A 19,266-nucleotide genomic window follows, 5' to 3' on the forward strand; every position below is an offset into this window, starting at 1 on the left:
GAATGTAGGAATCGAGGGCCGCGATGAAGCGCATGACTAGAAATCTTATTATTGGCGCGGCAGTCACAACCGCTGTAACCAGTGCCAGCACTTTTGCCATCGCTGATTTTATGTTTCATCTTTCGCTTGATAAGCATTGTGCGAAGTGGATGAAAAAGTTGATGTCCCATGATGCCGCTGCCGACTATCTGGAAACACCACATGTTGATGCGGACGAAGAACGGGAAGCTTCGCAATGGTTTGAAAGCACTAAACAACCGGTCACCACTGCCAGCGAGGATGGGTTGAAACTGCACGGATGGCTATTCGATCCGGACAGCAACTCCCTTGTACCTCATCTTTATGCCATTTGCATGCACGGCTACACTGGCACTCCTGCCGAGATGGCAAAATACGCACATCGATTCGCTCGCATGGGATTCACCGTATTGGTTCCTGCCCAGCGCTGCCATGAGCTCAGCGAAGGTAGATTCGTGGGCATGGGCTGGTTGGAACGCCGTGATCTGATGCGTTGGATTCATTTGATTGTGGAGAGCGACTCCGAAGCCCGCATACTGCTGGATGGCATTTCTATGGGTGCGGCAACCGTGATGATGGCGGTAGGCGAACCGGATTTGCCGCGCAATGTGGTAGCGGCCATTGAGGATTGCGGCTACTCCTCGGTTTGGGATCAATTCCTCTATAACGCAAAAGGCATGTACCATCTTCCCAAGCGTTGGATGGCAATACCAACGGTGGCCGCTATGAGCAAGATTGCAAAGCATGTGGCAGGATACGATTTCACAGAAGCATCGAGCATCGACTCGCTTCGTCATACGACGATTCCTATGATGTTCATTCATGGCAGCGACGATGTGTTCGTGGATCCGGCTTTTCTAGACCGCAACTTCGCGGCCTGTGCCAGTATCGATCGCGAACGCCTACTGGTTCCAGGAGCCACCCACGCCATGAGCGCCAGCACTCATCCGAAGCTCTATTGGAGCCGTGTCACCAACTTCGTGAAGCGCACCTTCAAACTATAAAGACAAAAAATGGCTCCCCTCATCGAGGGGAGCCAGTAACACTCCATCAGGCCAACAATGCAATTGCTTGCGTAATGCGTGCGGCTTCTAGGCGCACCGAAGGAAGCGGTACACAGGGTACCGCGACTGAGGAGCAACGATGCTGACACTCCATTACGCGAGCAATTCCTTGACGGCGGCTATGACGGCTTGCAAACTCTTCTTCGCATCGCCGAACAGCATCTGCGTGTTGTCCTCGAAGTAGAGCTCGTTCTGGATGCCGGCGTAACCCATGCCGCGGCCACGCTTCATGACCACCACATTCTGGGCCTTGTCAACGTCGAGAATCGGCATGCCGGAAACCGGGGTGCCGGGGCGTCGTGCGGCAGGGTTGGTCACGTCGTTCGCACCGACGACCAGCGCCACATTGGCTTGCGGGAACTGCGGGTTGATTTCATCAAGATCAACGAGCTCCTCATATGGCACATTGGCCTCAGCAAGGAGCACATTCATATGGCCCGGCATACGGCCTGCCACTGGGTGAATGGCGTAGGAGACTTCCACACCGTGCCCCTTGAGCAGCTCGCCAAGGTCAGCCAGCTCACGCTGGGCTTGAGCCTGAGCCAAGCCGAAGCCCGGTACGAAGATAACCTTTTCAGCGTAGACGAGCTGAACGGCCAGATCATCTGGCGTGGTTTCCTTCATCGTGCCTTCCGGCCCATCACCAGCTGAAGCAGCATCGGACCCGCCGCCGAAACCGCCGGCGAGGACGGAAAGCAGCGGACGGTTCATGGCCTGGGCCATCAGAATGGACAAGGTCACACCAGCAGAACCAACCAACGCGCCAGCCACGATCAGGGCCACATTGTCAATGGCGAGACCGGACATGGCCACTGCGGTACCGGTGCAGGCGTTGAGCACGGAGATAACGACCGGCATATCCGCGCCACCAATCGGAATGACGAAGACCAGGCCATAGCACAGAGCAAACACGGTGGTGAGAATCGACCAGAGCAGTCGCTGTTCAGGCTGCACGCACAGCATCACCAGAGAGGCGATGGACAGCACGGCGAACAGAATGTTCCACACACCCTTGCCTGGCAGAGCCAGTTTCTTGACCCACTTGATGCCCTGCAGTTTGCCGGCGGCGATCAGCGAACCGGTGAAGGTCACGGAGCCGATCAGGATGCCGAGGCCCGCGGTGATGAGCACCACGATATCCGGGGTGCCTTCCTTGGTGAGAATGTCGTTCAAAGCCACGAGAGCTGCTGCGCCGCCGCCCACAGTGTTGAAGACGGAGACCAGCTGCGGCATATCGGTCATCTTGACCTTCTTGGCGGAGACCACACCAGCCACGGCACCGATCAGAATGCCGACGACCAATACCACCACGGCCACGATGTTCACGAATCCCTTGGCGAACAGCACCACAAAAGCCATGAGTACGGCAACGATCATGCCGAACGCGGAGATCTGATTGCCTTTACGCGCGGTTTTCGGGGAATTCATGAAATGCAGACCGACCACGAACATGACGGCCGAGAACAAATACACGAACCATGCAACGATGTCGATGGTTCCCACGGATGCGGAGGTCATTACTTCGACTCTCCCTTCTTTTCATTCTTGTTGGACTTGAACATCTCCAGCATGCGGTCAGTGACCACATAACCGCCGACCACGTTCATCGTGCCGAGCACGGCGGCCAGGAAGATGAACACGTAGGCTAACGGACTATTGGCCTCGGCGGCCACAATCACCACACCGACGATGACGATGCCGTGGATGGAGTTGGCGCCGGACATCAGCGGCGTATGCAAGGTTGCCGGCACCTTGCCGATGACCTCAATGCCGATGAGCAATGCGAGCACAAACAACGTAATGGATACAACGAGTGTAGGCATGATATTTCCTTCTTCCTTGTCTCACTCGGACTTCACGGCCGGCTCTTCGGCACGACCTGCGACCACCAGAGCGTCATCCAGCTCTTCACTCAGGTCCTGGCTGAGTTTGCCGTCGCGGATGAAGTGGACCAGAATATCGGCGACGTTGCGCGCCAGCAGATTCGAGGCGGTGGTAGCCACACCGGAAGCCAGATACGGAGCACCGATCAGCTTGACGCCGCCCTCAGTGACCTGCTCCCCTACTGCGGAACCTTCAACATTGCCGCCCAGTTCGGAAGCAGCACAGTCAACGATTACAGCGCCACGATGCAAGCCGTTGACACCGGCCGCGGTCAGCAATACCGGCGGTTTGCGGCCGGGGACCTTGGCTGTGGTGATGATGATATCGAAGCCCGCGGCCTTCTCATCGACCGCCGCCTGCTGCTGGGCCTGTTCCTCGGCGGTCAACGCACGGGCGTAACCACCTTCACCCTGGCCCTTGGAAAAATCAAGGCCCAAATCGAGGAACTTGGCACCAAGTGACTCGACTTCGCCCTGCGAGGCCGGACGCACATCATAGGCGGTCACCACGGCGCCCAATCGACGCAACGTGCCGATGGCCTGCAGACCGGCGATACCGGCGCCCAGCACCAAGGCCTTGGCCGGACGAATGGTGCCGGCAGCGGTGGTCATCATCGGCAGGAACGAACCATAGGCATCGGCTGCGGTGATGGCCGCCTTATAGCCCATAACCGAATTCTGAGAAGTCATCTCATCCATTGACTGTGCACTGGAGAGCTTACGCGGCAGCTTCTCGATACCGATACCAACCAATCCCGCCTTCTCGAGAGCAGCAATGTAATCGGCATCCGTAAAGGAGCCGAGCATACCGATAACCCACTGCCCCGGCTTCAACGAGGCCACGATCTCAGCAGACGGCCTATCCACAAAGCCGAGCGCATCAGCTTCGGCGAGCACTGCAGCACGGTCGGTGACTTTCGCACCGGCTTTTTCATAATCCTCATCGGTGTATTCGGCGGCCATGCCGGCACCGGATTCAATAATCGAGGCAACACCGCCCCTCTTCAACCGGGTGACGATATCCGGCGTCAACGCAACGCGGGATTCCGTTTCGGATGTTTCATTCAAAACTCCGAAGACCACGGTGGCTTCTTGGGTTTCAGCCATGAGAGCCCTTTCTGTTCTACTTTGAATGGAAATGGTTATCCAACTCGTAAGTGTAACCGCAAATCGCGAAGAAAGACGCTTATTTCTTACGGTTGCATAGGCTTTTCCTACGGTTGCGTAAGGTGACGAGTTCGTCTTGCGCGATTACAATTTGAACTTTGAGAAGCGTTTGGCGTGGCCTTGCCATGCCCCAACGGCATTGAAATGTATAGCAGGAGCAAGAATTGTCGGTTATCAATTCCTTCACGCAGCACACCATCAACCTCACCCGCAAGGCACTGAGGCTTGGATCCGACTTCGTTCATCCAGTTCATGACGACACTCCGGACGAACCGGATTATCTCTCCAACTCCGATGTGCCGGTCGAGTCGAATATCGAACTGCCCCACACCGACGATTGGGATGACGGCCATCTGACTACCACCGAAATCGACCCGGCAACCGGCCTGTTGACCACCACGACCGAAGGCAATCCCGAGCTTGACGAAGGTACGTCCATCTACGACCTGTACGCCGATCGTGCCGAGCGTATGGGCGATGAGCCGCTGTACACCTACAAGTCCGGTAATGATTGGGTGACCGTGACCGCCAACGAATTCCTCGCCGAAGTGCGTGCCGTGGCCAAGGGCCTGCTGCACTACGGCTTGAAGAAGGGCGACGGCGTGGCCTTCATGTGCCGCACCTCGTATGAATGGGATTTGACCGACGCCGCGGTCATGGCTTGCGGTGGCGTGCTGGCCACCATCTATGACACCGACTCCGCCGAGCAGATTCGCAATATCGTGAACAATTCCGATGCACGTCTGCTCATTGTGCAGACCACGGACATGCGCGACAAGGCTGATGGCGCCGTCGAGGAATGTCCGTCGCTCGAGCACATCGTGTGCATCGACAACGGTGGTCTGGATGAAATCAAGGCGTACGGCGCCGGAGTCTCCGATGCCGAGCTGGACGAACGCATCGACTCCATCAAGAAGACCGACCTGTGCTCGATTGTGTACACTTCCGGTTCCACCGCTGCGCCAAAGGGCGTGGAGATGACGCATGAGCATTACTGCCAGACCGCTCTGAATCTGCCGAATTACATGCCTGATCTGCTGCATGATAAGAAGAACACGATTCTGCTGTTCCTGCCTCAGGCTCACTCCTTTGCTCGTGCCATCAACTACATTGTGGTGGCTTCCAATATTCATATCTATATCGCGCAAGGTATCAAGACGCTGATCTCCGATTTGCAGGTGGCCAAGCCGTCCATCATGATCGTGGTGCCTCGTGTGTTGGAGAAGGTGTACAACGCCGCATCTCAGAAGGCTGGTCATGGCCCGAAGGGCGTGGTGTTCGCATCTGCCGTGGTGGCGGCACAGAACTATATGAAGGAAATCTCCGCCAACGGCAAGGCCGGCGCATTGACCCGCACCAAGCGTGCGGCATTCGACCCGGTGGTGTACTCCTCGCTGCGTGAGGTGCTGGGTGGCCGCGCCAAGTGGATTGTGGCTGGCGGCGCTCCGTTGGATCCGGATCTGCTTGCCTTCTTCCGTGGTGCAGGCGTGCCGGTCTATGAGGGCTATGGTTTGACCGAGACCACCGCTCCTTGCGCGTTCAACCCGCTGGGAACCCCATTCCATGCCGGTTCCGTGGGCATCGCATTCCCCGGATTCTCGCTGCGCATTGCCGAAGATGGCGAGATTCAGGTGAAGGGCCGTGCCGTGTTCCCGCGTTATCACAAGAACGATGAGGCCACTGAACTGTCCTTCACCGAAGACGGCTGGTATGCCACTGGCGATCTTGGCCGTATTGACAATGATGGCTTCCTCTACATCACCGGCCGTAAGAAAGATTTAATCATCACCGCAGGCGGCAAGAATGTCTCCCCCGGACCGATCGAAGAGGTCATCCAGCGCTGCGAGATCGTTTCCCAGGCGTTGGTGCTCGGCGATAAGCGCCCGTTCATCTCCGCGCTGGTTACCTTGGATGAGGATTCCCTGCGCCCATGGCTGGCTTCCAAGGGTCTGGACGAGAACATGTCCATGGAGGACGCTGCACAGAACGCTGCGGTTCGTGCCGAAGTGCAGAAGTGGGTCGATCAGGCCAATGAGGGTGTATCCCGCGCCGAGTCGGTGCGTAAGTTCATCATTCTGCCGGAGGAATTCACTCAGGAGAACGGTCTGATGACTGCCTCCATGAAGGTGATTCGTCCGAAGGTGATCAAGCGCTACACCACCCTCCTCAACACTCAGATGTACGTGGCCCGCAAGAAGTAACAAGTATTGCACCAACTTACGAAGGCTTCCTCCCCACGAGGAAGCCTTCTTGCATATTCGCCGTCCACTGCAGCATATATGCAAAAGCTCCCCTCGCAGAGGGGAGCCAGAAACCATTTTCGCAGACGCGATAGCGAGCTGCGAGGCGATCCTAAGCAGCTGGCTAGAAGCCGAGCTTCTCCAACTGCTTAGGATCGGACTGCCAGCCCTTGGCCACCTTGACGTGGAGGTCAAGTTTGGCCTTCTGGCCGACGATGCGGTTGACCGGCGTGCGCAGCTTCTTCTTGACATATGTCAGATTCGAAGCGCCCTTGCCGATGATGATCGGCTTCTGGGAGTCACGCTCCACGTAGATGGACACGTGCACTTGTGCTTTGCCGTCATAACCGACGCCGGTTTCATTGTCTTCCGGATAATCGATGGAATCGACCACTACAGCCAAGGAGTGCGGCAGCTCATCGTCCAATGCTTCCAGGAAGGTGCCGCGAATCAGCTCGGCGATGGTCTCCTCCGGACGCTCCTCGCTAATCTGATCGTCAGGATACATCTGCGGGCCTTCCGGCATATGCTCAATCAGCACGTTTTTGACTTCGGCCAGATTGTCGTGTTCCAACGCGCTCACCGGCACAATGTCCGCAAAATCGGCGAACTCGTTGATCTCCATCAGCTTGTTGATCAATTCGCTGCGGTTCAGCTCATCGATCTTGGTCACAACGGCAATCAGCGGAACCTTCCAGGCAAACGTGCCATCGTCGCGTTTTGTCGCGAAATCAGAGCGCAAGCGGGAAAGAATACGCTTGTCGCCGGGGCCGATCTCCTGGTCGGCAGGCAGCAGGAAAGCGACCTCGTCCACGTCAGACAAGGATTCTTCCACTACATCGTTCAGGCGCTGGCCGAGCAACGTGCGCGGACGGTGAATACCGGGAGTGTCCACCAGCACCAACTGCGCATGATTGGTGGTGAGAATGCCACGAATCGCCTTACGCGTGGTTTCCGGGCGAGACGATGCAATAGCGATCTGCTTGCCGATCAACGCATTAATCAGCGTGGACTTGCCTACGTTCGGGCGGCCTACCACAGCCACGAATCCGGAACGGTATGGCACATTCTCCTGCGATGCCTCGGATGCGGATTCATTGCCGGCGTTCACTGTATTGTTCTGATCGCTCATCTCACTCCTTGTTGGCGGTCTTATCGTCGTCGGCGGATGCCTCGCCGTCTTCCTCGCTGGTCTTGCTATCTTCCTCGCCGCCCTCGACGTGCGCCGGCTCCACCACAATCGTGGAAACCTTCTTACGACGTCCTGCGGAATCGACTGCGGTCAGACGCAATCCACGGGTCACTGCGGAGGCACCGACGATTGGCACGCGACCCAGCAGCTTGGTCAACAAACCGTATACCGTATCGACATCATCCTCATCGATATCGATCTCAAAGATCTCCTCGAGATCGGCAATAGGCGTACGCGCCGGCATCTTCCACTTGTTGTCGCCGATCTTCTCCGGCTCACTACGTTGAGTGCGATCGTGCTCGTCTTCAAGCTCGCCCACAATCTGCTCAAGCGTATCCTCAATGGTCACCATGCCTGCGATGCCACCGTATTCGTCCACCACAACAGCCACATGCTGGCGAGAACGCTGCATCTCATGGAACAGATCATCCACCGGCTTGGATTCCGGTACCAGCAATGGCTGGCGAACGATGGATTCCACCTCGCGATTCAATGCCGCTGGATTAAATGCTGTGGCGCGAACGGCATCCTTCAGATACGCAACGCCAATCAAATCATCCACATCCTCGCCGATGACCGGTACTCGAGAGAAACCGGAACGGGAGAACAGTTTCAATGCCGAGGCAAGCGTAGTATCTCGCTCCATGCAAATCATGTCGGTGCGCGGCACCATGATTTCACGGGTCAGCGTATCGGAAAGAGTAAGCACATTGCGCAGCATCTCCGATACTTCAGGATCGAAATCATTGGATTCCACCAGTCGATCGATGGCGGCCTTCCCCTGCTCGAGCTGGATTTTCTCCAGTTCCTCGTCATCGGAAAGATCGGAATCCTTGGACTTACGCCCCTGCGCCTTGCCGTTCTTTTCCGAACCGATGCGAGCGAATGGTGTGAGTTTGCACCCCAGTGAGACGATACGTGAGTGGGCGAGCATGATATCGACCGGCTTGGCCATGCCCGCGGTTCGAGGACGCACTAGCACGGAGACCACTGCCACGATAATGGCGAACAAGAATCCAGTGAGCAGGCTTGCCCATAGCGGCGCTCCCCACAGCGAGGTGATGGAGCATACCAGTACGCCGTCCAGCACATTGCAGGTGATACGGAAGAAGGCACAACTGCCAGCTGTGGCATAGCGATTGGCGATCAGACGCTGCACCCTATGGATCTTGTCGATCTTCTTCATCTTCAGGAACTGGCTCGCCTCGGAGTCGGTTTGCACTTCCAGAATGAGGTTGTTGAGGCTGGCTCGGGTCACACGTGCCACTGCACCTTCGGCAGCAGCCATGGTCAGCGAAAGCCACACAAATATGCCTGCGACCAGAACGAGGATGACGGTAAGGGAAATGACCGTGGTACTGAGATACTCCATGTTGGTAAGTGCCATCCTTAAGGGTCTTATTGCTTGGCGTTCAAATCACGGCCAGTACCGTGAGAGGCATCATACAGCGCAAGGGCGTCCGGGGTGCCGGCAGGCAACGTGGCTTGGACGTTGGCGTCCTGACGCAAGGCAAAGAATGTAAGCAGAAGCTGGCGTTGCAAACCGAACATCTGACGCTCCTGATCAGGCGTCACATGATCGTAACCGAGCAGATGAAGAATGCCATGGATGGTGAGCAGCAGCATCTCCTGCATCGTGCTGTGCCCGGCCGCCGCAGCCTGCTGCGCCGCGACCCAGGGGCAGATCACGATATCGCCCAGAACGCCTTCCATCACGGTTTTTCCATCTCCCGGGCGCAATTCATCCATCGGGAAGCTCATCACATCGGTAGGACCTTCAAGATTCATCCAACGCATGTGCAGCTCGGCAATGGGATCCGGATCGACGAACATGATGGTCAGATCGGACTGTGTGCTCACCCTCATCTGGTCAAGAACCCATATGCCCAGATCGGAGAACACTTTGGGATCGATATTCCATGGTGTTTCGTTGGTTACATCAACGCTCATCAATTTCCTCGCTTGGGGTTTCCGTCTTGTTCACTCGCTTGCCGTGATGCTGCTCCCGTCCCATCGCTCGGTGGTCGCCGGCTATGGCGGCATGACGGTCATATGCAGCGACAATCTTGCCCACCAACTGGTGGCGAACCACATCTTCGGTGTTGAGATGCACGAAGGCGATGTCATCGATACCTTCAAGGATGCGTTCGATTGTGGCCAGTCCTGAACGTGGCACAGCGAGATCGACCTGCGTGATATCGCCGGTAATCACCATTCTGGTGTTGAATCCCAGACGGGTGAGGAACATTTTCATCTGCTGTTCCGTAGTGTTCTGCGCTTCGTCGAGAATGACGAATGCGTCATTCAGCGTGCGGCCACGCATATAGGCCAGCGGTGCCACCTCAATGGTGTTGTCATCCATCAGGCGCTTCAGCTGATCGGCTCCCAGCATGTCGCCCAACGCGTCATAAAGCGGGCGAAGATACGGATCGACTTTGTCGTTTAATGTTCCTGGGAGGAATCCAAGATTCTCGCCGGCTTCCACGGCAGGACGCGTCAGGATAATGCGACGAATCTGCTTGTCTTGGAACGCGCGTACGGCCTTGGCCACCGCAAGATATGTCTTACCGGTACCTGCCGGGCCAATGCCAAAGGTGATGGTGTGCGATTCAATCGCGCTCACATACGCTATCTGGCCAGCAGTCTTGGCTCGCACGGGGACACCGGCCGCGAATGTGATCACGCCGGGGACCGTTGGTTTACGGTACAGCGACTCATGTGCACCGTTCGTACGAGCATGGGTACGTTCGAGCGCGGTGGATTGCACCAGTTTGTCATGCGCTGGACCATGACCGGGATGTTCGAGCCGCACATGGTTCTTCAGCACATTTTGATCAAGCATACGACGCACGGTGTCGGCATCCATAGGCGCGGTGTATGCCGCCTGGATAATCGTATGAATCAGATCCTCGGCCTGCGCCGCCTGGGCTTCGGTCTGCTTGGACCTTGATACGATCGCCACGCGATTGCCGCGCACGATAATGGTCAGTTCCGGGAACGCACGCTCCACCTCACGAATGACCTCATCGACCGGTCCGAACACGGCCACCGGGTCCAGTTGGGAGGGGACGGTAATGGTACGTGTAGTTGTTGCCACGAAAAGCGAATCCTATTCGTCGAGCTTTTCACCGGTGAGCACATGCGCATGCACATGGAAGACCGTCTGGCCAGCATCCAAACCGGTGTTGAACACCAAACGGTATGCGCCGTGGAAAGATTCATCGGCGATGTGCTGGGCGATGGAAACGATGTGGGCCAGCTCCTCGGGATCAGCGGCGGCGAGCTCAGCGGCGTTGGCGTAATGCTTCTTCGGCACTATCAGCACATGCACCTTGGCTTTCGGATTAATGTCCTTGAAGGCGTATGTGGTGTCGTCTTCGTAAACCTTGGTGCTGGGAATCTCACCGGCGATGATTTTGCAGAACAAGCACTCGCTGGATTCGCTCATCGTATTCCTCGTCTTTCTTCGGTTGTTGTGCTAGGCATCAGCTTAGCGCGGGGCCATGTCCCGTTATTCGTAACGGCCCAATGCTCGGGACAGCAACGACAACGCAACCGGACCGGCTGTGGCGGCACGCAGAATATTGCTGCCCAGCACGCAGCTGATTGCTCCAGCTTGAGTGAATTCTTCCACTTCCTGTTCGCTGATGCCGCCTTCGGGCCCTACCACCACATTCACCGTGCGCGGCTTACCATCCGCGAGACTGCGTTCCATCAGTTGCGTAACCTTGGCTTCCACACCATTCCACGTATCGGTGGCATCCTGATGGAGCACCACAACCAAATCGCCATGCACGCAGGCCCTACGACAGATTGCCACCACTTGCTTGCTGGAAACGCATTCCTCCAGCTGAGGTTTGAACGCACGACGGGACTGTTCCGTAGCCGCAGTAAGCACCGCCGACCATTTCTTATCGGTACGGCCCGCTTTCCACTTGGCGATTGAACGGTCGGCCTGCCACGGTATCACCTGATCGACGCCAATCTGAGTGGCCATATCAATCGCCTGCTCATCATGGCCTGTTTTCGCCAACGCCTGAATCAGCGCAAGCCTCGTCACCGGTTCAGGTTCCCTCCATACCTCATCGACCTCGGCAAGTCCGGCTTCGGGATCAGACATCACCGCATGGATGCGAAGACCATTGCCATCCGAAAGCTGCAAACCATCACCGCTCTTCAAACGCATGGCCTGAACGGCGTGGCGCTTGATGTGCGCAGGCAATGTCAGCTTCCAGCCGGCATGCAGCTCATCACTGTTCACCGGTACGTCGTCAACGGTCGGGTCGAATAGGAATAACGCATCAGTCATGACTTCTAGGCTACACGCGACACGCCGAAAGACACGCTCAAATTGCATCCGCGTAATTTCATGCTAAAGTACTTACTCGTTGTCCAAACGACACCTGCCCGGGTGGCGGAATGGTAGACGCGCTAGCTTGAGGTGCTAGTGCCTATTTTATACAGGCGTACGGGTTCAAGTCCCGTCTCGGGCACAGAACAAACCCCTTGCACTGCAAGGGGTTTTTCAGTATCTGCCGTAATACTGATTCCGTTCACAGCAAGTCGCATTCGCAGTAGCAGTCATGAAAGGGCATCATGCAGTTCGTTATGCTCCAAACCGTCGATGATCCTCGCGTCGAAGCCTATGTCAGCCTGACTGAAATGCAGTTGCGCAACCGACTCGAGCCGGCAAAAGGGATGTTCATCGCCGAATCCCCGAAGGTCATCGACCGTGCGCTGGCTGCCGGGCGTGAGCCGTTGTCTCTGCTGGTCGAGGAGCAGTGGTTGGAAGGTATGAACGATACCTTTGCTTTCATCGACGCGCATTGGGGCAATGAGATTCCCGTCTATGTGGCCTCCGCGGAACAGCTGAAGCGTTTGACCGGCTATCGTCTGCATCGCGGCGCATTATGCGCTATGCGGCGCTGGCCGCTGCCTTCCGTGGCCGAGGTGTGCGCGAACGCCACGCGCGTAGCTGTTATGGAGAACATCGTCGATCACACCAATGTCGGCGCACTGATGCGTTCGGCCGCAGCGCTCGACGTCGATGCCGTATTGGTCACCCCCTCTTGCGGGGACCCGCTGTATCGCCGAGCCGCACGTGTGTCAATGGGCACGGTGTTTCAGGTTCCGTGGACGCGTATCACCGGATTCAATGAAGACGGCACCGAGGATAAGCATTATTGGCCATTTAAGGGCATTGACGAATTGAAGTCCCTGGGATTCACCACTGTCGCCATGGCCCTCGAAGATCGTTCAATATCATTGGAGGAACTTACTCGCCGTCTCAATACGTCCGAAACCGATCCGCTGCACATCGCCAAGCTCGCCCTCATCTTCGGCACCGAAGGTGACGGCCTGTCCCATCACACCATCGCACGTGCAGATCTTACGGTGAAGATTCCGATGAGCCATGGAGTAGACAGCCTGAACGTGGCCGCCTCCAGCGCCGTCGCATTCTATGCGACACGCCATTGAGCTTTGTCTGTAGGCCGCCGTATACGCCGATTCACAGGCAAAACCCGTTTGTACCGGACAATTTCGCACAACTATTCATCACAAGTTCACGGCACGCGGAAGCGATAACCTTGCGTGTTCGTTTTTTTCTGCAATTATTAACTATGTAAACCAAATGCAACGAAGCGTTTGGCCAAGCAGTACGGTGTCGAAAGACGCTTAGACAAGAGAGGATAATAGCGATGGCCAAGAATCCTAAGATTCTGTCAATTGTGCTTGCAGGCGGCGAGGGGACCCGCCTGATGCCGTTAACCCGAGATCGTGCAAAGCCCGCCGTTCCATTCGGCGGCGTATACCGCTTGATCGATTTTCCGTTGAGCAATCTGGTCAACTCCGGTTACCGTCAGGTGGTTGTACTCACCCAGTACAAGTCGCATTCCCTTGACCGTCATATTTCCCAGGTCTGGCGTTTCTCCCCGCTTCTGGGTTCCTACGTCTCCCCTGTGCCGGCTCAGCAGCGTCTCGGCAAGCACTGGTACCTCGGTTCCGCCGACGCCATCTACCAGACCATCAACATCATTGAGGATGTGCAGCCCGATATCGTGGTAATTGTGGGCGCCGATCACGTCTACCGCATGGACTTCGAGCAGATGGTGCAGCAGCACATCGAATCCGGCGCTGAGTTCACCGTCGCCGGCATCCGCCAGCCCATCGAGCAGTCAAACCAGTTCGGTGTTATCGGCGTCGATCCAGAACACCCGAACATGATCAAGAACTTCCAGGAGAAGCCGACCACCACTACCGGTCTGCCGGACAACCCGAACCAGATCTTGGCCTCCATGGGCAACTATGTAGCCAACACCAAGGCTCTGTTCGAGGCTCTGGCTCTTGATGAGAAGGCCGCCGATACCAAGCACGATATGGGCGGTGACATCGCCCCGTACTTCGCTTCCCGCAACGAAGCCGGCGTCTACGACTTCAATTCCAACGAGATTCCGGGTTCCACCGCCACCGATCACGCATACTGGCGTGACGTTGGTACCATCAAGCAGTTCTACGATGCACACATGGATTTGATTGCCTATGTGCCGGAGTTCAATCTGTACAACCAGGATTGGCCTATTTACACGATGTCCGGCAACCTTCCGCCGGCAAAGTTCGTGCACGCAGGCCGTGACCGTCTGGGCCATGCCACGGATTCCATCGTCTCCCCCGGCGTGATCGTCTCCGGCGGCGAGGTGCACCACTCCGTGCTCTCCCCCAACGTCCGCATCCACTCCTGGGCTCAGATTGTCGATTCCGTGCTCTTCGACGGCGTGGTCATCAACCGTCGTGCACGCGTGTACAAGGCCATTCTTGATAAGAACGTGGTGCTTACCGAGAATTCCACGGTCGGCATCGACACCGAGCACGATCTGGCTCGTGGCTTCACGGTCACGCCGGACGGCATCACCGTAGTGCCGAAGAACACCATCGTCGATGACTGATTGACGGTACGATAAACCCCGCAGCTATCCGGTTGCGGGGTTTTCTATTATCGCTTATTGCCTTATCGCAAATCGTAGTCCATTACCAGTGAGGCTCCCTCTCTTGGAGAAGGAGCCTCATGCAATGCAATCAATCAAATCAGTACGTCGGCATGTTTTCGAAGTTGAAGCCAAGCGCGGCGAGCTGATCGCGGCCTTCCGGCGTAATGCGATCCATCGTCCAACGAGGGTCCCATGTCCAATCGATGCGGAACTCCTCCACCAAACCGGCAAGCGTGGAGGCGCATTCGTCCTCAATCAGGTCGGTCAGCGGGCAGGCTGGCGTGGTAAGCGTCATGGTGATGATGGCACGGCCGAGTTCGTCGATCTCGATGCCATACACCAGACCAAGATCAATCACATCGATGCCCAACTCAGGGTCGATCACCTGATGCAATGCCTCGCGTACATCTTCCGCGGTGGCACGGCCAATATCGTCCACGGCCTTCAGAGGGATATCGCTGCCATCGGACTGTTCGTCATCGGAGCAACCACACTGACCATGATGGTTGCCGCAAGCACATGTATCGTCATTATGCTCTGCAGGCGCAACCGGATGGCCATTCGGGAAACCCTTGGCCAATGCGGGATTCATCATCACGCGGCGGGAAGCCTCCTCATCCTTCAGCACATCGTTGACAGCGTCAAAGATGGACGGCTGCGGCTCAGGAACCAGATTATTGTCCGTCATAATTACCTCAGTTCTTTGCGGCGAGGGCTTTGGCGATGGAGTCCTTCAGCCCTTCCCAGCCTAGCAGAGCGCATTTGATACGCATAGGGTATTTCGACACACCTTGGAACACTACAGCATCGCCCAGCTCGTCTTCCAGAGCCTCATCATTCAGGCCCGCGCCACGCGATTCCATGAGCTTGTGGAACACCTGCTCCAGTTGCATGGCTTCGTCAACGCTTTTGCCGTCCACAAGATCAACCATCACGGACAAGCTGGCCTGTGAGATGGAACAACCATGGCCGTCCCATACCAAACGCTTAATGGTGTGAGGCTCATCATCGGAAACCTCGACATGAACGGTGGCCTCGTCACCGCAGGTGGGGTTGAACTGATGGGATTCGCCCGGAGTGCAGTACTCATGCACCGCCTGAACCGTGGTATTGCCAGCAGCTGCTCCAGAAGCTTCTGAAGCAGCATCCGGAGCAAAGGATTCCTTACCGTGCGGGTGCTTGGATGCCTCGAGGATGACCTCCTGGTACATCTGCTCGAGTTCATCTCCGGTCATACCAAAATCACTCATAATCTTTTCTGCTACTCCACTTCGAAGAACTTGCGGATGCCCTCGGCGGCCTCAACCAGTGCCTTGGCATCGTCCACGGAATTGTAGACGCCACTGGAAGCACGATTGGAGGCATACAGACCGAAATGACGATGCACCGGCTGGGCACAGTGATGGCCAACACGAATGGCGATACCTTGTGCATCGATGTATTGGCCGACATCGTGTGGGTGCACGCCGGCCACATCGAAGGCCACGGTTCCGATGCGGTCCTTGTTCTCGCGCGGACCGAGGATCCTGATGCCATCGATATCGCCGAGCTTCAGCAATTCGTTGGTGATGGTGCGCTCATGGGCCTCGATGTTTTCGAGTCCGATGTGCATCATCCATTCGGCGGCGACACCAGCGGCCACCACCTGTGCCACCGGCTGGGTACCGGCTTCGAAGCGGGCGGGCGGAGCCATGTACTGTGCTTCATGGTCCATGTAGGCAAGCTCAACCATGGAACCACCGAAATTGGCCGGAGGCAGCGCTTCAAGCATTTCGCGCTTGCCATAGAGGAAGCCGACGCCGGTTGGTCCATACATCTTGTGTGCACTCCAAGCGGCGAAGTCAACATCCAGTGTATGGAAATCGACCTTCAAATGTGGCACGGACTGGCATGCGTCCAGAATGAAAACAGCACCCACTTCATGGGCACGCTTGATGATCGGAGCCACGTTGGTGATGGCACCGGTGGTGTTACCCACATGGGTTACGGCCACGACCTTGGTGCGTTCAGTGATGACTTCGTCGAGGTTGTCCGTGCGTACACGGCCATCTTCAGTCAGATCGATCCACTTGAACGTGGCACCGGTGCGGTAGGCAAGCTCTTGGAATGGCAGCAGCACCGAGTGATGCTCAGCACGCGAGACGACGATTTCATCACCTGGCTTCAAGGCAAAACGCTTGGCGGCCTCTCCCCCGCGGCCCAGTGAAGCATTGCCGAATGCGGTGGCCAGCAGATTCAGGCCGGCGGTCGCACCACCGGTGACCACGATCTCCTCCTGGCCTTCTTCGGCATTGGCGCCAACCAGCTTGGCCACCTTGGCACGAGCTTCCTCAAAAGCCAAAGTGGACCGTGCAGCCAACTCATGCGCACCGCGATGCACACCGGCGTTGATCGTGCGGTAGAAGTTCGCTTCAGCGTCAATCACGCATTCAGGCTTCTGCGAGGTTGCCGCAGAGTCGAGGTATACGAGCGGATGCCCGTGAATCTCCTGGTCCAGAATCGGGAACTGATCCCGAATCGCCTTAAAATCAACCATCATTTTCCCCTTAGGTTTTTCCTACGGCTAGGAGTGCAGGGCTGGGATGTGCTGTTCCCGACCGTAGGCTTGGCCGAACAGCCTTGAGTGTGTCGGGAATAGTACATCCCAGCCCTGCACGGCCTCAAGCAATGCTAAGCCAGAGCGGATTCGGAGTCGGCGCCTTCGGGCAGGTAGGCGTCGTAGCCGTTCTCTTCGAGCTCGTCAGCCAGCTCCGGACCACCGGTCTTGACGAAGTGACCGTCCGCGAACACGTGCACGATATCCGGCTTGATGTACTTCAAGATGCGGGTGTAGTGGGTGACCATGAGGATGCCGAACTGGTTGGCTTCCTTGGCACGGTTCACGCCTTCGGACACGATACGCAGAGCATCCACATCGAGGCCGGAGTCGGTCTCGTCGAGAATGGCGAACTTCGGCTTCAGGAGTTCGAGCTGGAGCACCTCAGCGCGCTTCTTCTCGCCGCCGGAGAAGCCTTCGTTCACGGAACGGGTGGCGAACTTCGGGTCCATCTTGAGGCGCTTCATGGCTGCGGAAAGGTCTTTGGCCCACTGACGGATGCCAGGTGCCTCACCATCGATTTCGGTCTTGGCGGTCCTGAGGAAGTTGGTCATGGAGACGCCGGGAACCTCCACCGGGTACTGCATGGCAAGGAACAGGCCCGCCTTGGCACGCTCATCCGGAGTCATCTTCAGGATGTCCTGACCGTCCAGCAAGGCTTCGCCGGAATCGACGACATACTTGGGATGACCAGCCAGCGTGTATGCCAGAGTGGACTTACCGGAACCGTTGGGGCCCATGATTGCGTGGGTTTCACCGGAGTGAACGGTCAGGCTGGCGCCTTTGAGGATCTCCTTGGTGCCTTCCTTGGTTTCCACGTGGACGTGCAGGTCCTTGATTTCGAGTGTTGACATATTAATGCTCCTAAAACGTTCGTTGTTACTTGTCTTCGAGGACCTGCGTCATGGCTGCGTCTTCTCCACGAGCCAGGCGGCGGTCAATGACGTCCATCAGATGTTCTGAAATGGCAGGAATGCCAATTTCCTCCACGAGTTCGCCGAAGAAGCCACGTACCACGAGCTTGCGGGCTTCAGCTTCGGGAATGCCGCGTGATTCGAGGTAGAACAGCTCTTCATCATCGAATCGGCCCACGGAGGAAGCGTGGCCTGCGCCAATGATATTGCCGTTTTCGATCTCCAAATTCGGCTCGGAATCGGCGATGGCTCCCGGAGTCAGTACCAGGTTACGGTTGAGCTCATAGGAGTCGGTACCAGGAGCGGTCGGCTGAATCAGCGCATTGCCCACCCATGTGGAGTGTGCGCCCTTGCCGTCAAGTGCACCCTTGTAGACGACGCGTGACTTGCAGTCAGGGTGATTGTGCACCACCATCGTGCGATGTTCGATATGTTCACCAGGATCAACGAAGTAAATGCCGAGCATGTTGAGATCACCCTGCTCGCCGCCGAAGTCCTGATCCATGCGAATGCGAACGATGTCGCCGCTCAGGGTAACGACAGAGTGGCGCAGGGATGCGCCTTCTCCGACGTGAATGCGGTGGTTGCCGACATGCTTTGCGGTTTTCGCCCATTCCTGGATGAACGTGGTGGAGATGTGGGAGTCCTTGCCGGTGGTGATTTCCACACCTTCGGCAAGTCGCGCATCACCGTCATGTTCCACGACAACGTCTGCATGGGCACGGTCGGCAGCGGCGATCACCAGATGGAAGGCATCGAGATCGGCACCTGCTCCATGCACTTTGACGAGCACCGGCTGGGCGATTTCACCATTCAGCTCGAGAACAGTGGCCGTTGCACCAGAGTTCCATTCCACTGCGGACACACGGTCGTTCGGCTTGGAGACAGTTCCAGAGAGTCCTTCTCCGAGCTTGACCTGAGAAAGCTTTACGCCTTCGGCAAGGGGGGAACCGTCAATCATCGACACTTCAATCTGAGTTTCGCCAGACGGCTTGAACACAGTGAAGAATTCATCGATACGTTCAATCGGAGTGTAACGCCAATCATCCTGCTTGCGGTCAGGCATCGGATAATCATTCGCATCGAACGAGCGAACGGCATGGTCCACCGAGGATGGCATGGCTGCCGGAACGGCATACGGATCATTGGGGTCCGCGACCGGAATCTTGATTTCCTTGACGGGTTTTGTTGTATCGGCCATTGGTA

General features: G+C 56.8%; 18 protein-coding genes and 1 tRNA gene. 5 read left to right on the forward strand and 14 right to left on the reverse strand.

The features are described 5' to 3' along the window. Positions 1–23 precede the first annotated feature (23 nt). Positions 24–1,022, forward strand: a complete 999-nt coding sequence (locus tag CSQ86_RS05460; RefSeq protein ID WP_100494087.1) for an alpha/beta hydrolase — start codon at positions 24–26, stop codon at positions 1,020–1,022. A 153-nt stretch (positions 1,023–1,175) separates the two neighbouring features. On the opposite strand, the gene CSQ86_RS05465 is transcribed toward CSQ86_RS05460, so the two are convergent. The 3 genes from CSQ86_RS05465 to CSQ86_RS05475 are packed head-to-tail and all read right to left on the reverse strand — an operon-like array spanning position 1,176 to position 4,072. Further along, entirely contained in the window at positions 1,176–2,600 is a 1,425-nt protein-coding gene (locus tag CSQ86_RS05465) for an NAD(P)(+) transhydrogenase (Re/Si-specific) subunit beta (protein ID WP_100494088.1), read from the reverse strand. Beyond that, positions 2,600–2,905 (reverse strand): NAD(P) transhydrogenase subunit alpha part 2, encoded by a 306-nt coding sequence (locus tag CSQ86_RS05470; protein WP_033890970.1) that lies wholly within the window; start codon positions 2,903–2,905, stop codon positions 2,600–2,602. The genes CSQ86_RS05465 and CSQ86_RS05470 overlap by 1 nt, the downstream gene beginning before the upstream one ends. A 21-nt stretch (positions 2,906–2,926) precedes the next feature. Further along, entirely contained in the window at positions 2,927–4,072 is a 1,146-nt protein-coding gene (locus CSQ86_RS05475) for an NAD(P) transhydrogenase subunit alpha (RefSeq protein ID WP_100494089.1), read from the reverse strand. Positions 4,073–4,296: 224 nt separating this feature from the next. Between CSQ86_RS05475 and CSQ86_RS05480 the strand changes: the two genes are divergently transcribed. Continuing rightward, positions 4,297–6,333, forward strand: a complete 2,037-nt coding sequence (locus CSQ86_RS05480) for an AMP-dependent synthetase/ligase (protein WP_100494090.1) — start codon at positions 4,297–4,299, stop codon at positions 6,331–6,333. A 163-nt stretch (positions 6,334–6,496) separates the two neighbouring features. Here CSQ86_RS05480 and era read toward each other — a convergent pair whose 3' ends face one another. From era to CSQ86_RS05510, 6 genes are all read right to left on the reverse strand, one after another. Then, on the reverse strand, positions 6,497–7,504 hold the full coding sequence (gene era / locus CSQ86_RS05485; protein WP_100494091.1) for a GTPase Era: 1,008 nt from the start codon (positions 7,502–7,504) through the stop codon (positions 6,497–6,499). Between the two features lies 1 nt (position 7,505). Next, positions 7,506–8,936, reverse strand: a complete 1,431-nt coding sequence (locus CSQ86_RS05490; RefSeq protein ID WP_100494092.1) for a hemolysin family protein — start codon at positions 8,934–8,936, stop codon at positions 7,506–7,508. Positions 8,937–8,962: 26 nt separating this feature from the next. Next, positions 8,963–9,514 carry an rRNA maturation RNase YbeY gene (gene ybeY, locus CSQ86_RS05495; RefSeq protein WP_100494093.1) on the reverse strand — a complete coding sequence of 184 codons (552 nt, stop codon included), beginning with the start codon at positions 9,512–9,514 and terminating at the stop codon, positions 8,963–8,965. Beyond that, positions 9,504–10,661, reverse strand: coding sequence for a PhoH family protein (locus CSQ86_RS05500; RefSeq protein ID WP_243387646.1), 1,158 nt, complete (start codon positions 10,659–10,661; stop codon positions 9,504–9,506). The genes ybeY and CSQ86_RS05500 overlap by 11 nt, the downstream gene beginning before the upstream one ends. A gap of 12 nt (positions 10,662–10,673) precedes the next feature. After that, entirely contained in the window at positions 10,674–11,012 is a 339-nt protein-coding gene (locus CSQ86_RS05505; protein WP_100494094.1) for a histidine triad nucleotide-binding protein, read from the reverse strand. Between the two features lie 63 nt (positions 11,013–11,075). Continuing rightward, positions 11,076–11,873: a 16S rRNA (uracil(1498)-N(3))-methyltransferase gene (locus tag CSQ86_RS05510; RefSeq protein ID WP_100494095.1), complete on the reverse strand. Its 798-nt coding sequence runs from the start codon at positions 11,871–11,873 to the stop codon at positions 11,076–11,078. A 96-nt stretch (positions 11,874–11,969) separates the two neighbouring features. Between CSQ86_RS05510 and CSQ86_RS05515 the strand changes: the two genes are divergently transcribed. The 3 genes from CSQ86_RS05515 to glgC all read left to right on the forward strand — a co-directional run bounded on the left by CSQ86_RS05515 (position 11,970) and on the right by glgC (position 14,508). Further along, a tRNA-Leu gene (locus CSQ86_RS05515) sits at positions 11,970–12,057 on the forward strand. A gap of 103 nt (positions 12,058–12,160) precedes the next feature. Beyond that, positions 12,161–13,042, forward strand: a complete 882-nt coding sequence (locus tag CSQ86_RS05520) for a TrmH family RNA methyltransferase (protein WP_100494096.1) — start codon at positions 12,161–12,163, stop codon at positions 13,040–13,042. Between the two features lie 221 nt (positions 13,043–13,263). Next, positions 13,264–14,508, forward strand: coding sequence for a glucose-1-phosphate adenylyltransferase (gene glgC, locus CSQ86_RS05525; protein WP_100494097.1), 1,245 nt, complete (start codon positions 13,264–13,266; stop codon positions 14,506–14,508). 139 nt (positions 14,509–14,647) lie between these two features. On the opposite strand, the gene CSQ86_RS05530 is transcribed toward glgC, so the two are convergent. The 5 genes from CSQ86_RS05530 to sufD form a co-directional block, all read right to left on the reverse strand. Further along, positions 14,648–15,238: a metal-sulfur cluster assembly factor gene (locus tag CSQ86_RS05530; RefSeq protein WP_100494098.1), complete on the reverse strand. Its 591-nt coding sequence runs from the start codon at positions 15,236–15,238 to the stop codon at positions 14,648–14,650. A 7-nt stretch (positions 15,239–15,245) separates the two neighbouring features. Continuing rightward, positions 15,246–15,800: a Fe-S cluster assembly sulfur transfer protein SufU gene (sufU, locus tag CSQ86_RS05535; RefSeq protein WP_165773752.1), complete on the reverse strand. Its 555-nt coding sequence runs from the start codon at positions 15,798–15,800 to the stop codon at positions 15,246–15,248. An 11-nt stretch (positions 15,801–15,811) separates the two neighbouring features. After that, positions 15,812–17,086 (reverse strand): cysteine desulfurase, encoded by a 1,275-nt coding sequence (locus CSQ86_RS05540; RefSeq protein ID WP_100494100.1) that lies wholly within the window; start codon positions 17,084–17,086, stop codon positions 15,812–15,814. A 134-nt stretch (positions 17,087–17,220) separates the two neighbouring features. Beyond that, positions 17,221–18,000 carry a Fe-S cluster assembly ATPase SufC gene (gene sufC / locus CSQ86_RS05545; protein ID WP_100494101.1) on the reverse strand — a complete coding sequence of 260 codons (780 nt, stop codon included), beginning with the start codon at positions 17,998–18,000 and terminating at the stop codon, positions 17,221–17,223. A gap of 25 nt (positions 18,001–18,025) precedes the next feature. Beyond that, positions 18,026–19,261 carry a Fe-S cluster assembly protein SufD gene (gene sufD / locus CSQ86_RS05550; RefSeq protein WP_100494102.1) on the reverse strand — a complete coding sequence of 412 codons (1,236 nt, stop codon included), beginning with the start codon at positions 19,259–19,261 and terminating at the stop codon, positions 18,026–18,028. Positions 19,262–19,266: the final 5 nt, after the last annotated feature.

The sequence above is a fragment of the Bifidobacterium felsineum genome (assembly GCF_002802915.1).
Classification (GTDB): Bacteria; Actinomycetota; Actinomycetes; order Actinomycetales; family Bifidobacteriaceae; genus Bifidobacterium; species Bifidobacterium felsineum.

Coding starts and splice junctions, on each gene's coding strand:
- CSQ86_RS05540 (WP_100494100.1), bottom strand. CDS start 17,086: ATGGTTGATTTTAAGGCGATTCGGGATCAGTTCCCGATTCTGGACCAG.
- CSQ86_RS05465 (WP_100494088.1), bottom strand. CDS start 2,600: ATGACCTCCGCATCCGTGGGAACCATCGACATCGTTGCATGGTTCGTG.
- CSQ86_RS05530 (WP_100494098.1), bottom strand. CDS start 15,238: ATGACGGACAATAATCTGGTTCCTGAGCCGCAGCCGTCCATCTTTGAC.
- glgC (WP_100494097.1), top strand. CDS start 13,264: ATGGCCAAGAATCCTAAGATTCTGTCAATTGTGCTTGCAGGCGGCGAG.
- era (WP_100494091.1), bottom strand. CDS start 7,504: ATGAGCGATCAGAACAATACAGTGAACGCCGGCAATGAATCCGCATCC.
- sufC (WP_100494101.1), bottom strand. CDS start 18,000: ATGTCAACACTCGAAATCAAGGACCTGCACGTCCACGTGGAAACCAAG.
- CSQ86_RS05490 (WP_100494092.1), bottom strand. CDS start 8,936: ATGGAGTATCTCAGTACCACGGTCATTTCCCTTACCGTCATCCTCGTT.
- sufU (WP_165773752.1), bottom strand. CDS start 15,800: ATGAGTGATTTTGGTATGACCGGAGATGAACTCGAGCAGATGTACCAG.
- ybeY (WP_100494093.1), bottom strand. CDS start 9,514: ATGAGCGTTGATGTAACCAACGAAACACCATGGAATATCGATCCCAAA.
- CSQ86_RS05475 (WP_100494089.1), bottom strand. CDS start 4,072: ATGGCTGAAACCCAAGAAGCCACCGTGGTCTTCGGAGTTTTGAATGAA.
- CSQ86_RS05470 (WP_033890970.1), bottom strand. CDS start 2,905: ATGCCTACACTCGTTGTATCCATTACGTTGTTTGTGCTCGCATTGCTC.
- CSQ86_RS05505 (WP_100494094.1), bottom strand. CDS start 11,012: ATGAGCGAATCCAGCGAGTGCTTGTTCTGCAAAATCATCGCCGGTGAG.
- CSQ86_RS05520 (WP_100494096.1), top strand. CDS start 12,161: ATGCAGTTCGTTATGCTCCAAACCGTCGATGATCCTCGCGTCGAAGCC.
- CSQ86_RS05510 (WP_100494095.1), bottom strand. CDS start 11,873: ATGACTGATGCGTTATTCCTATTCGACCCGACCGTTGACGACGTACCG.
- sufD (WP_100494102.1), bottom strand. CDS start 19,261: ATGGCCGATACAACAAAACCCGTCAAGGAAATCAAGATTCCGGTCGCG.
- CSQ86_RS05460 (WP_100494087.1), top strand. CDS start 24: ATGAAGCGCATGACTAGAAATCTTATTATTGGCGCGGCAGTCACAACC.